Source organism: Rhizobium sp. CG4 (assembly GCF_023701965.1).
In the GTDB taxonomy this organism is placed as follows: Bacteria; Pseudomonadota; Alphaproteobacteria; order Rhizobiales; family Rhizobiaceae; genus Agrobacterium.
The window spans coordinates 398,663-421,409 of record NZ_JABAEG010000001.1; the positions used below are offsets into that span (position 1 = coordinate 398,663).

General features: G+C 55.3%; 16 protein-coding genes and 1 tRNA gene. 8 read left to right on the plus strand and 9 right to left on the minus strand.

What is annotated here, in order from left to right; translation table 11 throughout:
• Nucleotides 1-75: 75 nt before the first annotated feature.
• Nucleotides 76-822 (minus strand): SIMPL domain-containing protein, encoded by a 747-nt coding sequence (locus tag HGO37_RS01975; RefSeq protein ID WP_409515541.1) that lies wholly within the window; start codon nt 820-822, stop codon nt 76-78.
• A gap of 183 nt (nt 823-1,005) precedes the next feature.
• Here HGO37_RS01975 and HGO37_RS01980 point away from each other — a divergent pair.
• Nucleotides 1,006-1,081: transfer RNA gene (locus tag HGO37_RS01980), tRNA-Ile, on the plus strand.
• A gap of 166 nt (nt 1,082-1,247) precedes the next feature.
• Here HGO37_RS01980 and HGO37_RS01985 read toward each other — a convergent pair.
• Nucleotides 1,248-1,589 (minus strand): hypothetical protein, encoded by a 342-nt coding sequence (locus HGO37_RS01985; RefSeq protein WP_250981918.1) that lies wholly within the window; start codon nt 1,587-1,589, stop codon nt 1,248-1,250.
• Nucleotides 1,590-1,773: 184 nt separating this feature from the next.
• Nucleotides 1,774-2,196 (minus strand): secondary thiamine-phosphate synthase enzyme YjbQ, encoded by a 423-nt coding sequence (locus HGO37_RS01990; protein ID WP_250981919.1) that lies wholly within the window; start codon nt 2,194-2,196, stop codon nt 1,774-1,776.
• An 86-nt stretch (nt 2,197-2,282) separates the two neighbouring features.
• Here HGO37_RS01990 and HGO37_RS01995 point away from each other — a divergent pair, with 86 nt between their 5' ends.
• Together HGO37_RS01995 and HGO37_RS02000 are read left to right on the plus strand one after the other, a co-directional pair.
• The gene (locus HGO37_RS01995) at nt 2,283-2,495 is read left to right on the plus strand and encodes a hypothetical protein (RefSeq protein WP_250981920.1); all 213 of its coding nucleotides are present in this window, start codon (nt 2,283-2,285) and stop codon (nt 2,493-2,495) included.
• A complete protein-coding gene (locus HGO37_RS02000) occupies nt 2,482-5,037 on the plus strand; it encodes an HWE histidine kinase domain-containing protein (RefSeq protein ID WP_250981921.1) in 2,556 nt (851 codons plus the stop codon). Before HGO37_RS01995 ends, HGO37_RS02000 begins: the two co-directional genes overlap by 14 nt.
• Before the next feature lie 11 nt (nt 5,038-5,048).
• Here HGO37_RS02000 and HGO37_RS02005 read toward each other — a convergent pair whose 3' ends face one another.
• The 4 genes from HGO37_RS02005 to HGO37_RS02020 all read right to left on the minus strand — a co-directional run bounded on the left by HGO37_RS02005 (nt 5,049) and on the right by HGO37_RS02020 (nt 11,349).
• Nucleotides 5,049-6,074, minus strand: coding sequence for a DUF930 domain-containing protein (locus tag HGO37_RS02005; protein WP_250981922.1), 1,026 nt, complete (start codon nt 6,072-6,074; stop codon nt 5,049-5,051).
• Nucleotides 6,075-6,233: 159 nt separating this feature from the next.
• Entirely contained in the window at nt 6,234-8,282 is a 2,049-nt protein-coding gene (gene rpoD / locus HGO37_RS02010) for an RNA polymerase sigma factor RpoD (RefSeq protein ID WP_192488459.1), read from the minus strand.
• Nucleotides 8,283-8,680: 398 nt separating this feature from the next.
• The gene (gene dnaG, locus HGO37_RS02015) at nt 8,681-10,690 is read right to left on the minus strand and encodes a DNA primase (RefSeq protein ID WP_250981923.1); all 2,010 of its coding nucleotides are present in this window, start codon (nt 10,688-10,690) and stop codon (nt 8,681-8,683) included.
• Between the two features lie 209 nt (nt 10,691-10,899).
• Nucleotides 10,900-11,349 (minus strand): GatB/YqeY domain-containing protein, encoded by a 450-nt coding sequence (locus HGO37_RS02020; RefSeq protein ID WP_192488864.1) that lies wholly within the window; start codon nt 11,347-11,349, stop codon nt 10,900-10,902.
• Between the two features lie 333 nt (nt 11,350-11,682).
• On the opposite strand from HGO37_RS02020, the gene carA reads away from it, so the two are divergent.
• Entirely contained in the window at nt 11,683-12,888 is a 1,206-nt protein-coding gene (gene carA / locus HGO37_RS02025; RefSeq protein WP_250981924.1) for a glutamine-hydrolyzing carbamoyl-phosphate synthase small subunit, read from the plus strand.
• Between the two features lie 79 nt (nt 12,889-12,967).
• On the opposite strand, the gene HGO37_RS02030 is transcribed toward carA, so the two are convergent.
• Nucleotides 12,968-14,368 carry an MATE family efflux transporter gene (locus tag HGO37_RS02030; RefSeq protein ID WP_250981925.1) on the minus strand — a complete coding sequence of 467 codons (1,401 nt, stop codon included), beginning with the start codon at nt 14,366-14,368 and terminating at the stop codon, nt 12,968-12,970.
• A gap of 341 nt (nt 14,369-14,709) precedes the next feature.
• On the opposite strand from HGO37_RS02030, the gene mcpU reads away from it, so the two are divergent.
• The 3 genes from mcpU to HGO37_RS02045 all read left to right on the plus strand — a co-directional run bounded on the left by mcpU (nt 14,710) and on the right by HGO37_RS02045 (nt 18,058).
• Nucleotides 14,710-16,800, plus strand: a complete 2,091-nt coding sequence (gene mcpU, locus HGO37_RS02035; protein ID WP_285200440.1) for a methyl-accepting chemotaxis protein McpU — start codon at nt 14,710-14,712, stop codon at nt 16,798-16,800.
• Nucleotides 16,801-16,968: 168 nt separating this feature from the next.
• Nucleotides 16,969-17,451, plus strand: coding sequence for a DUF2938 domain-containing protein (locus HGO37_RS02040; RefSeq protein ID WP_250981926.1), 483 nt, complete (start codon nt 16,969-16,971; stop codon nt 17,449-17,451).
• Nucleotides 17,452-17,677: 226 nt separating this feature from the next.
• Nucleotides 17,678-18,058, plus strand: a complete 381-nt coding sequence (locus HGO37_RS02045; protein ID WP_352230532.1) for an SRPBCC domain-containing protein — start codon at nt 17,678-17,680, stop codon at nt 18,056-18,058.
• Nucleotides 18,059-18,061: 3 nt separating this feature from the next.
• Here the strand turns inward: HGO37_RS02045 and ypfJ are convergent, their stop codons facing one another.
• Nucleotides 18,062-18,982, minus strand: a complete 921-nt coding sequence (gene ypfJ / locus HGO37_RS02050) for a KPN_02809 family neutral zinc metallopeptidase (RefSeq protein ID WP_250981927.1) — start codon at nt 18,980-18,982, stop codon at nt 18,062-18,064.
• A gap of 271 nt (nt 18,983-19,253) precedes the next feature.
• On the opposite strand from ypfJ, the gene carB reads away from it, so the two are divergent.
• Nucleotides 19,254-22,739, plus strand: coding sequence for a carbamoyl-phosphate synthase large subunit (gene carB, locus HGO37_RS02055; RefSeq protein ID WP_250981928.1), 3,486 nt, complete (start codon nt 19,254-19,256; stop codon nt 22,737-22,739).
• Nucleotides 22,740-22,747: the final 8 nt, after the last annotated feature.

The following is a 22,747-nucleotide window of genomic DNA, read 5'->3' on the forward strand; positions in this document are numbered from 1 at the left end:
AGAAAGCCGCGGGACAAACAGCGCCACGAACAGACAAAGGGCAACGGTAAACCGCTGCCCCTCCCCGCTAAAAGATTACTGTTCCAGCGCAAATGTCAGGTTTACAGTCACGGTATAGGTATTTTCACCAGCCGCGATCGGTACGCCCGCATCCATTTCTTTCATCATTGCGGCGCGCACCATTGGCTGCGCCATCGGGCGTGGCATGTTTTCATTGATTTCAATGATACGGCCAAGCTTTACGCCAGCGGCTGCAGCAAGGGTCTTGGCTTTTTCAACCGCATTGGCAACGGCTGCCTTGCGTGCCTCCTCAACCGTCGCATCCGGTTTGTCATTGGTGAAGCTGATATCGCCACCCTGATTGATACCAAGCTTGACAGAGGTATCCATGATGCCGCCAAGCTTCGCCAAATCGCGCACCCGCACTGTCAGGCCGTTGCTAACCTGATAACCGATGATCTCAGGCGCAACATAAACGCCATCCTTTGGCTCAACCTGCTTGTAGAGCGGCTGAATGGAGAAGTTGCTGGTCTGCAGATCCTTGTCGTCAATCTTGTCAGCCTTCAGGGCTTTCAAGACTTCGGCCAGTGCCTTGCTGTTGGCATCGAGAGCTGCCGCGGCAGTGTCAGCCTGCTTGACGACGCTGAAGGAGAGAATCGCCATGTCAGGCACAATTGCCGCCTGGCCTTCGCCCGAAACATTGATAACTGCTTCGCGTGGTGTGGAGGCCTGCGCAAAGGCAGCACTTGCGCCCATGGGCAGTGTCGAAAAGGTCGTGAATGCCGCCAGAATCAAAGCAGTACGGGCATTTTTAGCAATCATGGAATGTCTCCTCATTATTGGATGCACCAAATCGTTGCAAGTTTGAGCGCATCATTATCCTGTGGCAATAGATTGTGAAGCCTTTACGGCAATGGCTTGTAGGTTCCCACAAATTGGTTTAGAGCCATTTTTGCGCCGATATGAACCATTGCATCCGGCGTACATGAGCACGTGTTGCTCAGTGGGCCTGTAGCTCAATGGTTAGAGCCGGCGGCTCATAACCGCTTGGTTGGGAGTTCGAGTCTCTCCAGGCCCACCAAATTTCTCCAGAACACTTCAATATCACGTATTCTCGAAACGGGGGTGCGGAAAGTTTCGGGCTGATTTGTTGAAACGCCCCATGCCTGCCCGTGAGAGCAAAGCAAGAGGCGTTTCTTTCAGGCCGTCAAGGGCGGGTGGACCAGACGGCTGATGCTGTGAAATGATTAGCGGCGGATAACCGGGCAACCACGCTGATTGGCGAAGACAACGCGGTCACGGCCGTGGCGGTCAAAACCGGCGACAACAACGCGACGCGGCGAAACGTCAACAACGCGGGCGCGGCGCAAGCCCATGCGGCTTGCCTTTTCTTCTGCAAACCAAGGGGAGCAATTGTCGCGTCGACGATCGCGCTCACGCTGCCAGCCATGACCACCACCGTGGCCACCGCCGTTGTAGATACCGAAACGAATTTCCGGACCACCGGCAGAAGCTGTTGATGCGGTCGCAGAGAAACCACCAAGAGCGATGAGTGCTGCCAGACCGGCTTTTGCAAAACTATTCAACATTGTGTTTTCTCCAATTTCCTTGAGGGTTGGACCAATAACGATCCCGCATTTCCCAAGCGGTTGAAGAGAACATAGAAAGATCAGGCTGAACGGATTCAGAACCGTCCGTTCAGCTATAGTTCATTATGATTAACTCGGACGAAAATTCGAAATAACGGACTGATTTTCATATAAAAATAAAAAGTCACGCCGATAGGTGAAGTACGATTTCACGCCGGTGAGACTGGTCTCGATGCTCGAAAAGATAGATGCCCTGCCATGTTCCCAACGCCATTCGACCTGCTGACACGGGGATACCGATGGACACCTGTGTCAGTGCTGATTTGATGTGAGCAGGCATATCATCAGGCCCCTCCATCGTATGAACAACCCAACGCATGGAAGGGTCGTTTGATGGGGGAACAAGGCGGGCAAAAAACTCCCGCAAATCTCGCTGCACATCCGGATCGGCATTTTCTTGAATCAGCAGAGAACAGGATGTGTGGCGCACGAACAGCGTCAACAGCCCGTCCTCACCGCCGCAATCCCGTATAAAAGACGCCGCCTCACGAGTAAATTCGTAAAGCCCCTGCCCTTTGGTCGAGATCACTATGGTTTTCTGCGGCATGTATTTTTTCCTGTTTTAAAATGGAACTTAAATGCTTCGGAAATGTTGATGGCCATAAGGGGCAATTTCCATAACGGGACAAGCGCGTGACGACTGAAATCTTGGACCGAATTTTTGCCCCAACACAATCGAATCTTGACCGAAGGCAGTCTTCTATGTCGCTTGGCACCGACGCCATCTTCAATCGTTTCCCGCTGATAATTCATCAAAAATCATCAATTGCGACTGTATATCCGTACGGCAGCGTGATTGCTTCAGTTCCGGTTCGTTTTGAAAGTATGGCATATGAATATCCCTGATAAACAGGTCAATCTGACCAATTGCGACAAGGAACCAATCCATATACCTGGCTTCGTACAGCCCCATGGTTGTCTGATCGCCTGTGACAAAACCATGCACACCATCATTCGCCACTCGGAAAACTGTGGTGAAATGCTGCGTGAAACTGAGAACCTGAACGGCAAACCGATTGAAAGCATTCTCGGCGATCAGGCGGTGCATGATCTACGCAACGCGCTGACCATTATGAACCGCAGCGAAAGACCGGCAGTACTGCCGGGCGTTAAAATCAAAGATGGCCTGATTTTCGACATTTCCGTGCATCGGCACAAATCTACTACAATCATCGAACTGGAGCCGGCCAGCGATGAAGTCCATCCCTTGCACTTGGCACAGCGGATGATCGAGCGGATCAAGTCGCTCAATAACATCGAAATATTTGTGGAGCGGGCCGCCAAGCTGGTAAAAGCCACGCTCGGTTATGACCGCGTAATGATCTACCGTTTTGAAGACGACGGCGCGGGCAAAGTCATCTCCGAGGCGAAAGAACGCGAGCTGGAAAGTTTTCTTGGGCAATATTTCCCCGCCAGCGACATTCCCCAGCAGGCTCGCGCGCTTTACCTGAAAAACACCTTGCGCATCATCTCCAATGCCAACGGCGATCGGGTTGCGATAAACCCCGTTCTTGATGCTTCCGGAGAACCGCTCGATCTCTCATTTGCCCATTTGCGCAGCGTTTCGCCCATTCACCTGGAATACCTGCGTAACATGGGCGTGTCGGCCTCCATGTCGATCTCCATCATTGTTGATGGTGTGCTCTGGGGCCTTATTGCCTGCCACCACTACTCGCCTCGCATGCTGTCGCTGCCAGGTCGCATCGCTGCAGAAATGTTTGGTGAGTTTTTCTCCCTGCATCTCCAGGCCCTGAAACAGAAGCGCAAACTGGACACGGCTAATCAGGCACATGCTGCACTCGATACGTTTTTGCGTGTTGCAGCCCACCACACGGATATTGAGCAACTTCTCGTCGAGAGTTTCCATGACTTCACCCGGTTGATGCCATGTGATGGCGTTGGGCTTTGGTTGAAGGGCAAGTGGTACAGCCAGGGCTCTACACCGCCAGAAGATGCGATCCCGGGGCTCATAATGTTCACGACCTCAATGGTCGAAGGCGCCAAAATCTGGGCAGGTCATTGCCTCTCGCAACAGCATCCAGAAGCCGCAGCTTACAGCGATGTTGCCGCCGGAATGCTTGCCATTCCTCTTTCGCAGGTCGAAGAAAAATATCTGCTGTTTTTCCGCAAGGAATTGATCCAGACTTTGAACTGGGGAGGAAATCCGGATAAATCCTATGAAACAGGTCCTTTGGGCGACCGCCTGACCCCGCGCAAGAGCTTCGCCATCTGGAAAGAAACAGTGGAAATGCAGGCGCAACCGTGGACCGAAGCCGACCGGCAGATTGCCGAAGCCGCACGTGTTGCACTGATGGAAATCGCCTTTCACCATAGCGAACTGATGGCAGGCGAGCGCAAACGCGCCGAGGTGCGTCAGCGCATGCTGAACGAGGAGCTGAACCACCGCGTCAAAAACGTGCTGGCGATTATCAAGTCACTGGTGGGCAATCCGAAACAGCAAGGGCGCACACTGGAGGACTACATCACCTCGCTGAAAGGTCGTATACAGGCACTGTCATTCGCCCATGACCAGATCATTCGTGGTGATGGCGGTGGTGCCCTCAAAGACCTTCTGGACGCCGAGCTGACACCGCATAGCGCTGGTGAAGGCACAATCAGCCTGGACGGCCCGCATATCATTCTCGATTCGCGCGCCTTCTCCGTCATGGCGCTGGTCCTGCACGAACTGGCCACCAATGCTGCGAAATATGGCGCCCTCGCCCACAGCGGCGGACAATTGTCCGTCAGCTGGAAGCTGAACGAGGTGGGCGACTGCGCTCTGGAATGGCGTGAAGTGCTGCGTACGCCGATGATTGCGCCGTCACGCACGGGGTTTGGCACGGCACTGATCAATCGCAGCATTCCCTACGACCTCGGCGGTAAAAGCACGACGACCTATTTGCTGGATGGTTTGCAGGTGCAGATGCTGCTGCCTGCCCGACACATCTCTTCGTCAAACATCGTCGCTCCGGTTGCGAGCGAAACCAAAAACACTGCCCCATCACACCATCATAAAAAGGGTGAACCGTTGAAAGTGCTCCTCGTTGAAGACCAGATGCTGATTGCTATGGATGTTGAAAATATGCTGGAAGACAATGGTATCTTCGGCGTTGAAACAGCGACATCCTCCGGCATGGCACTGGAAAAGCTGAAAAGCTTCTCACCGGATGTCGCCATTTTGGATATCAATCTTGGCTCGGACACATCCATTCCGGTCGCCCAGGAACTCTTGAGACGCAAGATTCCATTCATGTTTGCGACCGGTTATTCTGATAGCCTGGCCGTACCGGCAGAACTGACCAATGTGCCAGTTATCCGAAAACCTTATGATGAAGATGCCCTCATGTCAGAAATTGGCAGACTGTCACAAAAAGCGGAAACTGCCTGAGTGGTCGGATTTTAAGGCACCGGGAAACCACGTTTCACGACATCGGCCTGCGGCACTGCCGCCTTGCCAATCTCATACTGGAACGATGTGACGTTGAAGTTATCGAGGTCTACCTCGCAACGGAATGTGACATCGTACCAGCGGTTGCCAACGTTAAAGGCACCGCCACTCGCATCAAGCACATTGCCGGAAATCAGGCCACCCTTTTCTGAAAAAGGCACAATGCCATCCGGTCCACTGGAGCCAGAGCGTACCTGACGGATCTGCGCCAACGCCTCAATGCTGCACATTTGCACGATGCGGCGTTTGGGTGGCAAATCGCCCAGCATGGAACGCATGCCGGGATTATCAATCACCCGATTTGATAAAAGCTTTTTGGCGCTCTTTAATTTCTTTGGCGCATCGGTCTTCGGTGTCTGTGCTGCCTTTTCCTCTACCGGCTTGTCCTCGACAGGTTTTTCCTCCGGTTTGGCCTCTACCGGCTTTTCAGCAGGTTCGGTTTTGACAGGATCAGGCGGTGCCAACTCACCATCGGCAGCGGTTGGCGGCGGGTTGTCCTCGGCAGCAGCCGAGGCCGTCTCCACTGCGGCATTCTCTACCGGATTCTCGCTTGGCTCGGTTACCGTTTCGGTTGGCTTTTCCTCCAGCTCCGTAGGGTCTTCAGCGACGGAAGCGTCGTCATCGGGACTAGTGCCAGGATTATCCACGACATCGTCCTTCTGAGGCTCAGGGCGGATTGCGATTGCTGGCATTGTGGCCGCTGGCATTTTTTGCGCAGCCTCTTCGGCAGGCGGCGGAGGCGGAGGTGCAGCGGGTTGTTCCGGCTTTTCCGGTTCCTTTTCAGGCTCAGGTGGCGGCAGTGGTGGTTCTGGCTCTGGCGGCACCAGATCGACACTAATGCTTTCAGGCTCCGCCATCTCGGTCGGGAAATCCGGAAACTGCAAAAAGAACGCACCAACAATAGCAAGGTGCAGTACGACCGATACCGGGATCGTCCATCCTTTTTGCCACCATTGTTTTTCCGGAATCTTCTGCATCACACAACATCAATAATGCAAACAAAGCCAAAGTGCGACGGCATCTCGTACAATATACCGTGCGTTCCACCCATTCGCACTTTGCCTCACATGAGCTTGAAAGCGCGCAACAAAAAACCGGCCACAAGGGCCGGTTTTTCAAAGTGCGATATTTTGCTTTTAGCTATCCAGGAACGAACGCAGCTTGCGCGAACGGCTTGGGTGCTTGAGCTTGCGAAGCGCCTTGGCTTCAATCTGACGAATACGTTCGCGTGTCACCGAGAACTGCTGACCAACCTCTTCCAGAGTGTGGTCGGTGTTCATGCCGATGCCGAAACGCATACGCAGAACGCGCTCTTCACGGGGGGTCAGGGACGCCAGAACGCGCGTGGTTGTTTCACGCAGGTTGGCCTGAATGGCAGCATCGATAGGCAGAAGCGCGTTCTTGTCTTCGATGAAGTCACCCAGATGCGAATCTTCTTCGTCACCCACTGGCGTTTCGAGCGAAATCGGCTCCTTGGCGATCTTCAGAACCTTGCGCACCTTTTCAAGCGGCATGGCCAGCTTTTCAGCCAGTTCTTCCGGTGTCGGCTCGCGACCGATTTCATGCAGCATCTGGCGCGATGTACGAACGATCTTGTTAATCGTTTCGATCATATGCACCGGAATACGGATGGTACGTGCCTGGTCGGCAATCGAGCGGGTAATGGCCTGACGAATCCACCATGTCGCATAGGTCGAGAACTTGTAACCACGACGATATTCGAACTTGTCCACCGCCTTCATCAGGCCGATATTGCCTTCCTGAATAAGGTCGAGGAACTGCAGACCACGGTTTGTGTACTTCTTGGCGATGGAAATAACGAGACGCAGGTTGGCCTCAACCATTTCCTTCTTGGCGATACGCGCTTCGCGTTCACCCTTCTGCACCATCGACACAATGCGGCGGAACTCGGCAATGGAAATGCCGGTTTCGGTGGCCAGATTCTGGATTTCGAGACGGATATCGCGGATTGTCTGGTTCTCTTCGCGTGCGAAGTCCTTCCAGCCCTTGGCAACAAGGTTGGCAATCGACTTCATCCAGTTCGGATCAAGTTCGGCACCGTGATACTGCTCAAGGAAGCTGTCACGCTTCACGCCGTAGGATTCAGCCAGACGCAGCAGACGGCCTTCGTTCTGCATCAGACGCTTGGAAATGTCGTAAAGCTGCTCAACGAGGCTGTCGACGCGGTTCTGGTTCAGCGACAGCGACTTAACGGCCGTGATCAACTGATCCTTAAGTTCCTTGTAACGACGCTCCTGCCCGCTGGACAGGGTGCCTGTACAGGCCAGGCGTGCCTCAACCTGCTGGTCCTGAAGCTTGCGCAGCTTCTTGTAGGTGTCAGCAATCGTATCGAGCGTTTCCATGACCTGCGGACGCAGTTCAGCTTCCATCGCAGCAAGAGAAAGGTTCGATTCGTCATCGTCCTCTTCTTCTTCCTCGAGTGGCAGGCCTTCACCGCCGACATTGGTCACATCGTCATCGCTGACGCGTGCACGGCGTGTCTTTTCTTTTTCTTCGGCAGCCTTGCGATCAGCCTCGATCTTTTCAGGGCTCTGGAACTGCGGGGCAGCCTTCGCCTCAGGACCGGAATAGGTCGTTTCGAGGTCGATGATTTCGCGCAGCAGTGTTGTGCCTTCGTTGAGCTCATCACGCCAGATAATTAGCGCCTGGAACGTCAACGGGCTCTCACAGAGACCGGAGATCATTGTTTCGCGGCCAGCTTCGATGCGCTTGGCAATGGCAATTTCGCCTTCGCGAGACAGAAGCTCTACCGAACCCATTTCGCGCAGATACATGCGCACCGGATCGTCTGTACGATCGGTCGGTTCTTTCTTCTTCGCCGTCGCCAGTGCCGTGCCACTGGACGTGCTCAGCTCACCGCCTTCGGATTCCTCCGCTTCGGTATCGCCGTCCTCATCATTGTTGCTGGCTTCTTCGGCTTCTTCATCCTCGACAACATTGATGCCCATATCGGACAACATTGCCATCGTGTCTTCGATCTGCTCCGACGTCACCTCTTCGGAAGGCAGAACAGAGTTCAGCTCATCCATCGTGACATAGCCGCGCTTCTTCGCGGCCTTGATCATTTTTTTGACCGCGTCATCGGAAAGATCGAGAAGCGGACCGTCCGTCGCACCGTCGCGTTCGTTTTCTGCTTCTTCGTTTTCTTTGACTTTGGTTGCCATCTATCTCGTCGCTTTCCCTGACGCTAACATGCCGTTCGCTCCAAACCTGTTGCCTTGGTAGGCATCAGGTGTGAAGCGAATCACTGTCACACACCTAACGGAATGATATTTAATTGCCGATTAACCACGACGGCCGTCAGCGTCAAACAATGCGTTCGCATGCAGAAGTGCTCGCTAATGCCGTTCTGATCCACCAAGGGCCATTCCACCTTATTTACCTGAATTGGTGATTCCCGCTATTTCTCATCCAGTCAAGCCTTTCCGGCACAACAGACCACGAAAAGTCAAAAAAGCCGATAATAACAAGGCATTTTACGGGCAGTCACCGACTTATCCACTATTTAGGAAACAGAAGGGTTAAAACAAGCCCCAGAGAAGAACTCAAGGCCTATCTCTTATCAACTGCGTCCAAATGCCGGTCCCTTCACCCGTCCGGACATCACACCGAAACCATCAATAATCGCTTCCTGGTTCTCCATTCGGGTGATTTCGAGCTGAACCTCGTTAAGCGCCCGCATCAATTGAACAACGCGATCACCATCGCCCGCTTCGGTTGCTTCGGCAATCTCACGCTGTTGTTCTATTTTCTGCCAACGCAGCACTTTGGTGCGTTTATGCAAGGCCAGCGCCTGATTATAGCCTTCGCGCGCATCTTCCGGCGCAGCATCGACGGTCGCCGTCCAAAGACGCGCGTTGCGAACCTGCTGCTCCATCGCCTTCAGCAACACACCGAAGCCTTGGCCCTCCAGCCGCTCCATCATGCCTTCGCGTGACAGGCGCTCGGCACTTTCAGCCGCGTAGGTCAAAACCTGCGACCAAAGCCGCTGCAAATCACGGTTTTCATAATCAATGGCGGCAATCTCGTCATATTCCTCCAGCAGCAGCACTGGATGATTGACAATGGTAATGGCCAGCACGCTTTCGCGCAGCGCAGGCGTTGCCTGATATCCCTTGACCAGGCCTGACTGCACAAGGCGGTCGGAGAAGCTGGAAGACGCCGCACCGCCACGTCCTGCACCACCAGCCCCAGCAGCACGCCCGCCAGCACCTGCACGTGGCTGTGCGCCATTACGGCGCATCTGCCCACCCTGCGATGGGCCACGCTGGAACTGCGGCTGGAAAAAGCCGTTCAACCGGTCGCGCATGTCCTGCTGGTAGTGACGACGCACGCTTTCATCGGCAATGACAGTCACGATCTGTTTCAGGCGATTTTCAAGTTCGGCCCGCTTTTCCGGCGTATCGAAGCTCATGGCTGCCGTCTCACGGCTCCAGATCATCGCCGCCAGCGGCTTGGCTTCAGCCATGACGCGGTCGAAAGGTGCCCGCCCCTCATGACGCACCAGATCATCCGGGTCCTTGCCATCGGGCAACAGTGCGAAACTGACCGAACGTCCCGGCTTGATATGCGGCAACGCCAAATCTGCAGCGCGGTTGGCCGCGCGAATACCGGCGCCATCACCATCGAAGCACAACACCGGCTGCGGTGACATTTTCCAGAGAAGTTCAAGCTGATTTTCAGTCAACGCAGTGCCAAGCGGTGCAACGGCATTTTCAATACCGGCCTGATGCAACGCGATAACGTCCATATACCCTTCAACGGCAATGACCGTTCCACCGGACTGTTGTCCCGGTGTCTGGCTGGCGCGCCTGGCTCTGGCGAAATTGTAAAGCACATTGCCCTTGTGAAAGAGCTCGGTCTCATTGGAGTTCAGGTATTTGGCCAAGGCATCCTGCGACATGGCACGACCACCAAAGGCAATCACCTTCTCGCGTGATGACAGGATCGGGAACATGATGCGATCGCGAAACCGGTCATAGGACACCGGCACGTTTTCATGCACCACCAGGCCGCAGGCCTCCATCTGATCCTTGCCGACACCTTTGCCAGCCAGATATTCCTTCAATGTATTGCGCCCTTCCGGGGCAAAACCCAATCGAAAGGTCTCAATGGTGCGACCTGTCAGTCCGCGGTCGCGCAGATAGGCTCTCGCCTTGGCGCCTGCTGCGGTCTGCAACTGGTCCTGAAAGAATACGGTCGCCATTTCCATGACGTCCTGCAGTGAGGCTCGCTCACGCTCGCGCCGCTCAGCCTGCACATCCGGCTGCGGCATGGCAACACCTGCCATATCGGCAATCTGTTGCACGGCCTCTGGGAAATTGAGACCATCCAGATCGGTCAGAAAACGGAAATGGTCACCGGACACGCCACAACCAAAGCAGTGGTAGCGGCCCTTGCGGTCCTCGCAGTGGAAGCTTGGGCTTTTTTCACCATGGAACGGGCAGCAGGCCCAGAAGTCACCGCGCGACGGATTGCTCTTCTTCCTGTCCCACGTCACGCGCCGCCCGATAACATCAGAGATGTTAACGCGGTCACGTATTTCATCGAGAAAGGAATTCGAAAAGCGCATCTGAAACCTCGGCAAGCCTTCCATATAAGCGCGTCAAAGACATTATATCAACAATGGCGAAAGGTAATGCCCACTATTCACAGGGGGGATACATTTCCTTCGGACCAAGGGAAATTACGGTGCAGATTTCCTTGGGTAGACGCTGCTGGAAGGAAATAAAAAAGGCAGGGCACACACCCTGCCTTTCACAATAACATTTTTGGCTGAAATTACTTCAGCAAATCCTTGACCATGCCGGATGCCTTGGCAAAATCGATCTGGCCCGGATATTTTTCCTTCAGCACGTTCATGCATTTGCCCATGTCACGCAGACCGGCTGCACCGGTTTCGCTGATCACAGACTGGCAAAGCTCACGCACTTTTTCTTCCGGAATCTGCTCCGGCATGAATCCGCGAATAACCTCGATTTCCTCACGCTCCTGCGTAGCAAGCTCGGGACGGTTGGCGCCATCATAAATGGTGGCAGACTCGTCACGCTGCTTGATCATCTTGGTGAGGATCTGCATGATTTCGTCATCCGAGACCGGGTCTTTGCCAACACCACGGTTGGCGATATCACGGTCCTTGATCGCCGTCTGGATAAGCCGGATGGTGCCAGTGCGGCGCGCATCTCTTGCCTTCAGCGATTCTTTCAGCTCATTTGCGAAAATATCGCGCATCATGGTCTCAATTCTCCTTCGAAAAGCGTTGTTTTGCCTGTCTCGTCAGGCCGCTTTTCCGTGTTATTTTTGGCGTTCTCTTAGACGAGCGAACAACACCCCGCAAATCAATTACACAACCCGTTGAATTTCATGGGCTTTAATTCCACGTAATCCACAAGGCTATGGTTGACCGCCAGCGTCGCTTTGTCTATTTTCCGGCACCTGCACGAGATTTTAATCAAGGGTACTGTCGCGAGGATTTCGCGCGCCCTTGCCTGCGACCAGAGATGGCCCTTGATCCGTCACCTTTCAAGAGGTGAGCGGTTGCGCGAGGGCGGAAACGGAACGGATATGACCGCAACAACTCCATGGACCACCCGCAAACCAACTGCCATGCTCGTTCTTGCCGACGGCACAGTCATTGAAGGCTTCGGCATCGGCGCAACTGGCAAGGTTCAGGCTGAAGTCTGCTTCAACACGGCACTGACCGGTTACGAGGAAATCCTCACCGATCCGTCCTACCTTGGCCAGATCGTTACGTTCACCTTCCCGCATATCGGCAACGTTGGTACCAATGATGAAGACATCGAAGACCTGACACCGGCGGCACGCCGCGGCGCGGTTGGCGTTATCTTCAAGGCCGACATCACCGACCCCTCCAACTACCGCGCCGCCAAGCATCTCGATGCGTGGCTGAAGGCCCGTGGCATCATCGGCCTGTGCGGCATCGACACACGCGCACTGACTGCATGGATCCGTGAAAACGGTGCACCAAACGCCGTCATCGCCCACGACCCGAACGGCGTTTTCGATATCGACGCGCTGAAGACCGAAGCCAAGGCATGGAGTGGTCTGGTCGGTCTCGACCTCGCCATTGAAGCCACATCCGGTCAGTCTTCCGTCTGGACCGAGACACCTTGGGTATGGAACGAAGGTTACGGCACGCTCGGCGAAGCTGATGCCAAGTACCACGTCGTCTGCGTTGACTTCGGCGTAAAGCGTAACATCCTGCGCCTGTTTGCCGGCCTTGACTGCAAGGTCACTGTCGTTCCTGCCAAGACCTCTGCCGAAGACATTCTGGCTCTGAAGCCCGACGGTGTGTTCCTGTCCAACGGTCCTGGCGACCCGGCTGCGACCGGAGAATATGCCGTTCCTGTCATTCAGGATTTGATCAAGTCCGAGCTGCCGCTTTTCGGCATCTGCCTCGGCCACCAGATGCTTGGTCTGGCGCTTGGTGCAAAGACTGAAAAGATGCATCAGGGCCACCACGGCGCCAACCACCCGGTCAAGGACTTTACCACAGGCAAGGTGGAAATCGTGTCCATGAACCATGGCTTTGCAGTCGACACGAAGTCACTGCCGGAAGGCGTTGAAGAGACTCATATTTCGCTGTTCGACGGCACAAACTGCGGCCTGCGCGTTGTTGGCAAGCCGGTGTTCTCGGTACAGCACCACCCGGAAGCATCCCCTGGCCCGCAGGACAGCCACTACCTGTTCCGCCGCTTCGTCAATCTCGTTCGCGAGAAAAAGGGTGAAGCCGCTCTGGCAGAGCGTTGATACGACTCTCTAAAAATCAACAGATATAAAAAAGGCCCGCGTCACGCGGGCCTTTCTTTATGTAGCATTTCAAGATGTCTCAGACGGCAATGGCCTGTTTCTGCCGCTGCACCAGCGCGATGAAACGCCATGACAGGGTAATGGAAGCTACGGTCAGGCCAACAAGAATGCCGTACCAAACGCCCTCGCCGCCAAGCCCCAGCGGGAAACCGAGAACCCAGGCCAGCAGGAAGCCGACCGGCCAATAGGAAATCAGCGCCATGATCATCGGCACGCGTGCATCTTTCAGGCCGCGCAGAAGGCCGCTGGCAATTGCCTGCAACCCATCCATCAGCTGGAAAATACCGGCAATGATCACCAGCTTCGCTGCATAGTCGAGAACCGCAGGCACATTCGGCAGGTGTTCATTGAGGAACCAGCGGCTGAGATATTGCGGTGCTGCGGCAAACAGCACGCCGCCAGCAATGGCAATGATGCATGCCAGTGCGCTGACCATGATCGCGGCCCGAACCAGATTGGGATAATCTCCCTGCCCGTAAGCAATACCGACCCGCACCGTTGCTGCCTGTGACAGACCAAGCGGGATCATGAAGGCAATCGAGGCCAATTGCAGCGCGATACCGTGGGCAGCAAGCTCTGTTGTTCCGATCTGCCCCATCAAAATGGACGCGGCACTGAACAGCGACACCTCGGCCAGAATGGTAACGCTGATTGGCAAACCAAGACGCAGCACTTCAAGCAGCGCCTGCCAGTCCGGTCTCCAGAAACGAACAAAGACCTCGTATTGACGCATTTCCTCGCGGCTTTGCACAAACGCAGCCAAGCAGACGAAGCTGAGGGTCTGCACGATGACGGCGACGATTGCGGCACCGTTCATGCCAAGCGCAGGAAAGCCGAAATGCCCGAGCACCAGACCGTAAGCGAGGATACCATTCACCACGAGCGTCAGGATGGTGATGTAAAGAACGACGCTGGCCTTGCCGACGGCGCTGACCAGACCGCGCATCACGTAAAATAAAAGACCCGGCAGAAGGCCGTACTTGGTGATGCCGAGATAATCCCCCGCCAGCCTTGCCACTTCGGCATTCTGACCGAAACCAAGCAGGATACGCTCTGCATTCATGAAGAATGGCAGCACCAAAAGCCAGTAGACGATGGCAACCCACATGCCCATGCGCAGCGAGCGGCGCGTTGAACGTACGTCACCACGACCGAAAGCCTGCGCAATCATTGGCACAACGGCAATCGAGAAACCGGAGCCGAAGATAAACAGCACAAAGAAGAACTGTCCGGCCAGAACCATGGCTGCCAGTTTTTCAGCGCCAAGCTGACCGACAATCACCATATCCGTCGTGTGAATGCCCAACTGCGCGAGCTGCGCGCCAATCAATGGGATACCCAGCGCAAGCGTGGCTCTCAGATGGGATGACCAGGATTGCGCGCCGGTTTGAACACTGCCTGAAACAACGGACGAGGACATGCGGCACCTTCTCAAAACAAAAGCCGCTTCCACGGAAACGGGAAACGGCGTTGGCCTAATCCATAAAATATTCGGCGTACCGATGCAACCAAGCAATGCAAATGCACAAAAAACTGGCAAAAATCAAAACGACAAGCAGTCTTGAGTGTTCGCAAATAATTTCACGCTACAGTCAAACTACATTTACAGTTTTGAAATAACGCAAAAGCTAAAACAGCCACATATAACTGGCCCGCATGATGCGTGTATACAACGCCGTTACCCGGCATGATTGTCTCCCCCTCCGAATTCGGTCCGTTCATCCGGCCAAAAGTCGCGAATACCTATAAGGGAAGCTGCGCTTGTCTATTAAATCTAGCCTTATGACGCGCATTATTATCGCTGCGTCGCTCGTTGTCGTGACGGCTTTTGCCGGTTTTTCCGTCTATATCGACGCGCTGCAACGGGAAGCCACGACGACTTCCGTTGCCCGCAACATTGACGCCGCCGGCAAACAGGCGGCGCAAAGCATCGCCAACTGGCTGAACGGCCGCGTGATGTTGACCGATGTCGTCACCAAAGCCATGGCCAAAGCACCGGACGAAGATGCCAAGCTGAACGTGCTGCAAAATGATGTCCTGACCGGCCAGTTCATGTCGACCTATTTTGGCGACAGCGCGACCGGCGTGTTCACCACATGGCCGAGACTGCCTTTGCCAGAAGGATATGATCCACGGACCCGCCCATGGTACCAGGATGCCGTGAAAGCGCAGAAGACCGTGCTGACAGAGCCATATTCCGACGCCTCAACAGGCGGCCTGATTATCACTGCCGCCTCGCCTGTCATGATCAACGGCCAATTGGCTGGTGTGACCGGCAGCGACTTCTCGCTTAACTCGCTGGTGACGATGATCAAGTCGGTTGAAGTTGGCACCGAAGGTTACGCCTTCCTGGTCAGCAAGGATGGCAAGATACTCATTCACCCGGACGCGAACTTCGTCAACAAGACGCTGACCGACCTGTTCCCGACAGCAACGCCAAGCATTGCCTCTGCTATCACCGAAACGGCAATCGATGGCAAAGCCAAGCTCACCAGCTTCATTCCAGTCACCGGCCTGCCATCTGTTGAATGGTATGTCGGCTTTGTTGTGGATAGCGGCGTTGCTTACGCCTCGATTTCACAGTTCCGTGTCGCCGCAATCATTGCCACCACGCTTGCAGTTATCGGCATGATCGGTTTCCTCGCCTTCCTGCTTGGCCGACTGGTGATCACGCCGGTGACACAGATGACCGCTGCCATGCAGAACCTGGCCTCCGGCCACCTTTCCATCACCATTCCCGGTCAGGACCGCACCGACCAGATCGGTTCGATGGCCGCAGCCGTTGCCGTGTTCCGGACCAACGCACTGGAAAGACAGCGCCTGGAAACCGAAGCCTCTGAATCCCGTTCACTGTCCGAACAAGAACGCGACCTGCGCGAAAGAACTGCAGCCAAGGACAGTGCCGACATTCAGTTTGCCGTTGATGCACTGGCAAAGGGCCTTGAACATCTCTCCAATGGCGATCTGCAATACCGCATTTCGACACCATTCGTTGCGCGTGTTGACCGTCTGCGTGAAGACTTCAACAACTCCATCACCAAGCTCAACGATGCTCTGACCAATGTTGGCCAGAATGCCCGCGCCATCGATGCCGGTGCAACGGAAATCCGCCACTCGGCTGATGACCTTGCCCGCCGCACCGAACAGCAGGCAGCGTCTGTTGAACAAACCGCAGCAGCCCTTGAGGAAATCACAACCACCGTCAAGGATGCTGCCCAGCGCGCCGAAGAAGTTGGAAAACTGGTTGACCGCACCCGCAACAATGCTGAACAGTCCGGCCACGTCGTTAATGACGCCGTGCGCGCCATGGAAGGCATCGAACATTCGTCGACCGAGATTTCCAAGATCATCGGCGTCATCGACGAGATTGCCTTCCAGACCAACCTGCTGGCACTGAATGCCGGTGTGGAAGCCGCCCGTGCCGGGGAAGCCGGTAAGGGTTTTGCGGTGGTTGCGCAGGAAGTTCGTGAACTGGCGCAGCGCTCTGCGACGGCCGCGAAGGAAATCAAGGCGCTGATCAGCACCTCGACCGCTCAGGTACAGGAAGGTGTGACGCTGGTTGATAATGCCGGCAAGGCACTGGAAGCCATCGTTACGCAGGTGCAGGAAATCAACCTCCATATCAATGCGATTGTCATTGCCACCCGCGAACAATCGACCGGCCTGTCGGAAATCAACACCGCCATCAACACCATCGACCAGGGCACACAGCAGAATGCCGCCATGGTCGAAGAACAGACCGCCGCCAGCCACGGCCTTGCCTCGGAAGCGGCATCGCTCAATGAGCTGTTGGCGCAGTTCAGACTGGGCATGCAGCAGACACAACACAAGTCTTACAGCCGCGCAGCCTGATCAGACAAAACGTGGCCGCCCAAAGCGGCCACGTCCTTCTTTTTATGCGCTCTCCTACCCTCGTCTCAAAGATCATGACCGGGAGCTGCAAAGCCTCCAAACTGCACTTGCCGAACCCTAAAAAAGCCGACACCTTGCCAGACGACATAGAGAGTCGGGAGAGCGGGAATGTCGGAGATTATTTGGCGCGGCGTGGTCATGGGCATAGGCGGAACCATCCTCATGGATATCTGGGCCTATATTCTCCATTTCGTCTTCAAGCAGCCCGCTCCGAATTGGGGACCTCCCGGTCGCTGGTTCTGGCACCTGCCCAAGGGCAAGGTTTTTCACGACAGCATCGCCAATGCGACACCTTACAAAAACGAAGTGGCACTTGGCTGGTTTATGCATTACGCCATTGGCGTTCTCTATGGCATCCTTCTGGCGTTGGTCGTGACACCACTATGGTTTGCTGAGCCACACTTCATCCAGCCGTGGATCGTCGGCATCGTGACCGTTGGTGCTGGCTGGTTTCTGCTTCAACCGGGCCTGGGCCTGGGATGGGCCGCCTCCAAAACTCCAAACCCGACCAAAGTGCGCGTGCTGAATCTCGTCGCCCATACTATTTTTGCGCTCGGCATGTTTTTGTCAGCCCTGCTGCTTGCCGCGTAATCACACCTCAGGCCCGTCAAACTGAACCGGATATTCCGGTTCGGTTGTTTTTACGTGGTCATCCCGTCGAGACATGACCCTAAAGTGCAACTCAGGTGACACCTCACGAGTTTGCAGCAAAATGCGTGTCTACCCGGGAGGATAGAATGGAACTGACATTCACCGTGTCCGCAAGAATATCAAAACCGCTTCATGAGGTTTTCGAGGCAGTTGCCGATCAAGGAAATTGTCCGGTTATTTCACAACGGGTAGCGCCAAGGGCAGGCTTGAAACCGGTACCACCGTCAGCTGGGATTTCCACGATTTTCCCGGCGCATTTCCCGTTGAGGTCATCAGGGCCGTGCAGGACAGGCAAATCATCCTGCAATGGCAGGCCAATGAAGAGGGCATCGATGACGCGGGTAGTTACAACACCACGGTGACCATCAGCTTTGAACCGATCGGTGATGACAGGACGCTTATCAGCATTACAGAAAACGGCTGGCGCGAAACGCCAGCCGGGTTGAAAGCATCCTATGGCAATTGTCAGGGCTGGTCACAAATGCTGTGCGCCCTGAAAGCCTATCTGGAATACGGCATCAATCTGCGCGAAGGCATGTATAAATGACCGTCAGATATTGGTGTTGAACGTATCGCAATCAGCAACGCGACCAGTGTCGTGACCACGCTTGAACCATGTCATGCGCTGTTGCGACGTGCCGTGGTTGAAACTGTCGGGCACAACATAACCTTGCGACTGCTTTTGCAGCGTATCGTCACCGATCTGATGGGCAGCATTAAGCGCTTCTTCGAGGTCGCCCGTATCGAGAATGCCCTCCTGTTCGGTGAACTTCGCCCAGATACCTGCATAACAATCCGCTTGCAGTTCCACCCGAACTGACATGCGGTTGGCATCCGCTTGGCTCATCGACTGGCGACGGCGGTTGAACTCCGGCAAAACACCGGTAAGGTTCTGCACGTGATGGCCAACTTCATGTGCAATCACATAGGCCTGCGCAAAGTCGCCGGCAGCGCCAAAACGCTGGTCCAGTTCACGGAAAAACGTCGTATCGAGATAGACCTTGCGATCCCCCGGGCAATAGAACGGGCCTGTTGCTGCCGATGCGTAACCGCAAGCCGAGGACACCTGACCGGAAAACAGCACCAGTGTCGGTTCCTGATAGGTCTGACCCGCAGACTTGAAAATGCCGCTCCAGGTATTTTCAGTTTCAGCCAGCACAACACGAACAAAAGCCGTGGTATCGTCGGTGGAATTGCCCTGCGGAAGGGTCCCGGTTTGCTGCGATGAGCTATCCCCCATCATGCCCTCACCGCCAGACAGCAGGGTAAGCGGGTTGATGCCGAGAAACCAGCTGACGAGAAGGATGACCAGAAGGCCGCCTATACCGATTCCACCACCAGTGCGCCTGCCGCCCGAAGGAATTCGAAACCCGGTGCGGCTGAAAGGATCATTGCCCAAACCACCCCGACCTGCTGACATATCACGTTTGTCTTCGACGTTGTCAGACTGACGGCGCCCTTTCCATTCCATGGTCGTTTATCTCCCGACAGAAAATAACGCTAATATATGCCTTATGTTGTATCAGCGAATTGAGATCATGGAAATGAAGTTGCTCCATGAAATGCATGTCAGATATGTGAATGCATATTTCCTGTCGATTTTTAAACTTTCGGGGTTCCGTTCGTTAAAACATTTGCCTATAAGCCGCTTCTAGCCTGAAAATATTTGAAATTGCGCGCCCCGGCCGGTGAACCTTCACCATGGCCGTTTTTTGCGCAACACGAGAAGCGGAACGAGAGCCATGCCGAAGCGCCAAGATATCAAGTCCATCCTAATTATCGGCGCGGGACCGATTGTTATCGGTCAGGCTTGCGAATTTGACTATTCCGGCACGCAAGCGTGTAAGGCGCTGAAAGAGGAAGGCTACCGCGTCATCCTCGTCAACTCCAACCCGGCCACGATCATGACGGATCCGGGTCTTGCAGACGCCACTTACGTTGAGCCAATCACTCCCGAAGTCGTGGCCAAGATCATCGCCAAGGAGCGCCCCGACGCGCTTCTGCCGACCATGGGTGGTCAAACGGCTCTCAACACCGCGCTCTCTCTCAAGCGCATGGGTGTTCTGGACCGCTACAACGTCGAAATGATCGGCGCAAAGCCTGAGGCAATCGACAAGGCTGAAGACCGCGCCCTGTTCCGCGAAGCCATGGCAAAGATCGGCCTTGAAACACCGCGCTCGATGCTGGCCAACGCCACCGAGATCAAGGATGCCGACCGCAAGAAACACGAAGCTGCCCGTGCAGAACTGAAGGCCAAGCTTTCCGGTTCTGATCTGGACAAGGCACTCGACGAGCTGGAAAACCAGTGGAACCTGGGTGAAACAGATCGCAAGCAGCGCTACATCAGCCACGCAATGGCCATTGCCGCACAGGCAATTGATGTTGTTGGCCTGCCCGCCATCATTCGCCCATCCTTCACCATGGGCGGCACCGGCGGCGGTATTGCTTATAACCGCTCGGAGTTCTTTGAGATCATCGGCGGCGGTCTCGATGCATCGCCAACCACCGAAGTGCTGATCGAAGAATCCGTACTTGGTTGGAAAGAATATGAAATGGAAGTGGTCCGCGACAAGGCGGACAATTGCATCATCATCTGCTCGATTGAAAACATCGACCCGATGGGCGTTCACACCGGCGATAGCATCACCGTGGCTCCAGCCCTGACGCTGACGGACAAGGAATACCAGATGATGCGCAATGCATCGATCGCGGTATTGCGCGAAATCGGTGTGGAAACAGGCGGCTCTAACGTTCAGTTCGCGGTTAACCCGAAGGATGGCCGCCTCGTCGTCATCGAAATGAACCCACGCGTGTCGCGTTCGTCTGCGCTGGCCTCCAAGGCCACCGGCTTCCCGATCGCCAAGGTCGCTGCAAAGCTCGCCATCGGTTACACGCTGGACGAACTGGACAACGACATCACCGGTGGTGCGACCCCGGCCTCGTTCGAACCATCGATCGACTACGTCGTCACCAAGATCCCGCGCTTTGCCTTTGAAAAGTTCCCAGGCGCGTCGCCAATCCTCACCACGGCCATGAAGTCGGTTGGTGAAGTCATGGCGATCGGCCGTACATTTGCAGAATCGCTGCAGAAGGCGCTGCGCGGCATGGAAACCGGCCTGACGGGTCTCGATGAAATCGAAATTCCGGGCTACGAAGAAGGCGAAGGCTCCAAGAACGCTATTCGCGCCGCTATTGGCACACCGACACCGGATCGTCTGCGCATGGTTGCCCAGGCTCTGCGTATGGGCATGTCCGAAGAAGAAGTGCACGAAAACAGCAAGATCGACCCATGGTTCATCGCGCAGTTCAAGGCGATCGTCGACACCGAGGCCCGCATCCGCGAACATGGTCTGCCGACCGACGCTGAAAACCTGCGCGCGGTGAAGGCCATGGGCTTCTCCGACGCGCGTCTTGCCAGCCTGACCAACAAGCGTCCAAAGGAAGTTGCCGAGCTTCGCAACAGCCTCAACGTACGCCCGGTCTTCAAGCGCATCGACACCTGCGCTGCTGAATTCGCTTCGCCAACCGCATACATGTATTCGACCTACGAAGCGCCATTCGTTGGTGCACTGCGCTCGGAAGCAGAAGTGTCCGACCGCAAGAAGGTCGTCATCCTCGGTGGCGGTCCTAACCGTATCGGTCAGGGCATTGAATTCGACTATTGCTGCTGCCATGCCGCCTTCGCACTGAAGGATGCAGGCTTTGAAGCCATCATGATCAACTGCAACCCGGAAACCGTGTCGACCGACTATGACACCTCCGACCGCCTGTATTTCGAGCCGCTGACGGCGGAAGACGTGATCGAAATCATGCGCGCCGAGCAGGAAAAGGGTGAGTTGGTTGGCGTTATCGTGCAGTTCGGCGGCCAGACGCCGCTGAAGCTGGCTGAAGCGCTTGAAAAGAATGGTATCCCGATCCTCGGCACAGCGCCTGACATGATCGACCTTGCAGAAGACCGTGACCGCTTCCAGAAGCTGTTGATGAAGCTGGACCTCGCCCAGCCAAACAACGGTATCGCCTACTCGGTTGAGCAGGCGCGTCTGGTTGCCTCTGAAATCGGCTTCCCGCTGGTTGTTCGTCCATCCTACGTTCTGGGTGGCCGCGCCATGCAGATCATTCATTCGGAAAGCCAGTTGCAGGCTTACCTGCTCGACACGGTTCCTGGCCTCGTACCTGAAGACATCAAGCAGCGTTACCCGAACGACAAGACCGGCCAGATCAACACGCTGCTCGGCAAGAACCCGCTATTGTTCGATAGCTACCTGACCAACGCGGTTGAAGTGGACGTTGATGCATTGTGCGATGGCGAAAACGTCTTCGTATCGGGCATCATGGAGCATATCGAAGAAGCCGGCATCCACTCCGGTGACTCCGCCTGCTCGCTGCCAGTTCGTTCGCTGTCGAACGAAATCGTTGACGAGCTGGAACGTCAGACCACGGCTCTTGCCAAGGCACTGAATGTTGGCGGCCTGATGAATGTGCAGTACGCCATCAAGGACGGCACGATCTACGTTCTTGAAGTCAATCCGCGTGCATCGCGTACCGTGCCATTCGTTGCCAAGACCATCGGCGCACCGATTGCCAAGATCGCGGCCCGTGTCATGACCGGCGAAAAGCTTGATGCAGCGATTGCGGCCTACGGCGAAAAGCCAGATCCACGCAACCTGAAGCACATTGCCGTTAAGGAAGCCGTCTTCCCGTTTGCTCGTTTCCCTGGCGTCGACATCCTGCTCGGACCTGAAATGCGCTCGACCGGTGAAGTCATCGGCCTCGACACCGACTTCGCACTGGCCTTTGCCAAGGCGCAGCTTGGTGCTGGTGTGGATCTGCCTCGCTCAGGCGCCGTGTTCGTATCGGTTCGTGACGAAGACAAGGAACGTGTTCTGCCAGCCATCCGCATTCTCGTGGAAATTGGCTTCAAGGTTCTCGCAACCGGCGGCACCCAGCGTTTCCTCGCAGAACAGGGTATTGAAGCCGAAAAGATCAACAAGGTTCAGGAAGGTCGTCCGCACATCGAAGACGCCATCCGTAACCGTCAGGTCCAGCTGGTCATCAACACCACCGACAGCAACAAGGCGATCTCCGACTCGAAGTCGCTGCGTCGCGCAACGCTGATGCAGAAGGTGCCTTACTACACCACTATGGCTGGTGCAGAGGCCGCAGCCCTCGCCATCAAGGCGCTGAAGGCCGGCAACCTCGAAGTCAGACCGCTGCAAAGCTACTTTTGATCCTTTGT

Excerpts from the sequence above, each read along its gene's own strand:
- HGO37_RS01975 (WP_409515541.1), bottom strand. The coding sequence starts at position 822 with ATGATTGCTAAAAATGCCCGTACTGCTTTGATTCTGGCGGCATTCACG.
- HGO37_RS01985 (WP_250981918.1), bottom strand. The coding sequence starts at position 1,589 with ATGTTGAATAGTTTTGCAAAAGCCGGTCTGGCAGCACTCATCGCTCTT.
- HGO37_RS01990 (WP_250981919.1), bottom strand. The coding sequence starts at position 2,196 with ATGCCGCAGAAAACCATAGTGATCTCGACCAAAGGGCAGGGGCTTTAC.
- HGO37_RS02000 (WP_250981921.1), top strand. The coding sequence starts at position 2,482 with ATGAATATCCCTGATAAACAGGTCAATCTGACCAATTGCGACAAGGAA.
- HGO37_RS02005 (WP_250981922.1), bottom strand. The coding sequence starts at position 6,074 with ATGCAGAAGATTCCGGAAAAACAATGGTGGCAAAAAGGATGGACGATC.
- rpoD (WP_192488459.1), bottom strand. The coding sequence starts at position 8,282 with ATGGCAACCAAAGTCAAAGAAAACGAAGAAGCAGAAAACGAACGCGAC.
- dnaG (WP_250981923.1), bottom strand. The coding sequence starts at position 10,690 with ATGCGCTTTTCGAATTCCTTTCTCGATGAAATACGTGACCGCGTTAAC.
- HGO37_RS02020 (WP_192488864.1), bottom strand. The coding sequence starts at position 11,349 with ATGCGCGATATTTTCGCAAATGAGCTGAAAGAATCGCTGAAGGCAAGA.
- carA (WP_250981924.1), top strand. The coding sequence starts at position 11,683 with ATGACCGCAACAACTCCATGGACCACCCGCAAACCAACTGCCATGCTC.
- HGO37_RS02030 (WP_250981925.1), bottom strand. The coding sequence starts at position 14,368 with ATGTCCTCGTCCGTTGTTTCAGGCAGTGTTCAAACCGGCGCGCAATCC.
- HGO37_RS02040 (WP_250981926.1), top strand. The coding sequence starts at position 16,969 with ATGTCGGAGATTATTTGGCGCGGCGTGGTCATGGGCATAGGCGGAACC.
- ypfJ (WP_250981927.1), bottom strand. The coding sequence starts at position 18,982 with ATGGAATGGAAAGGGCGCCGTCAGTCTGACAACGTCGAAGACAAACGT.
- carB (WP_250981928.1), top strand. The coding sequence starts at position 19,254 with ATGCCGAAGCGCCAAGATATCAAGTCCATCCTAATTATCGGCGCGGGA.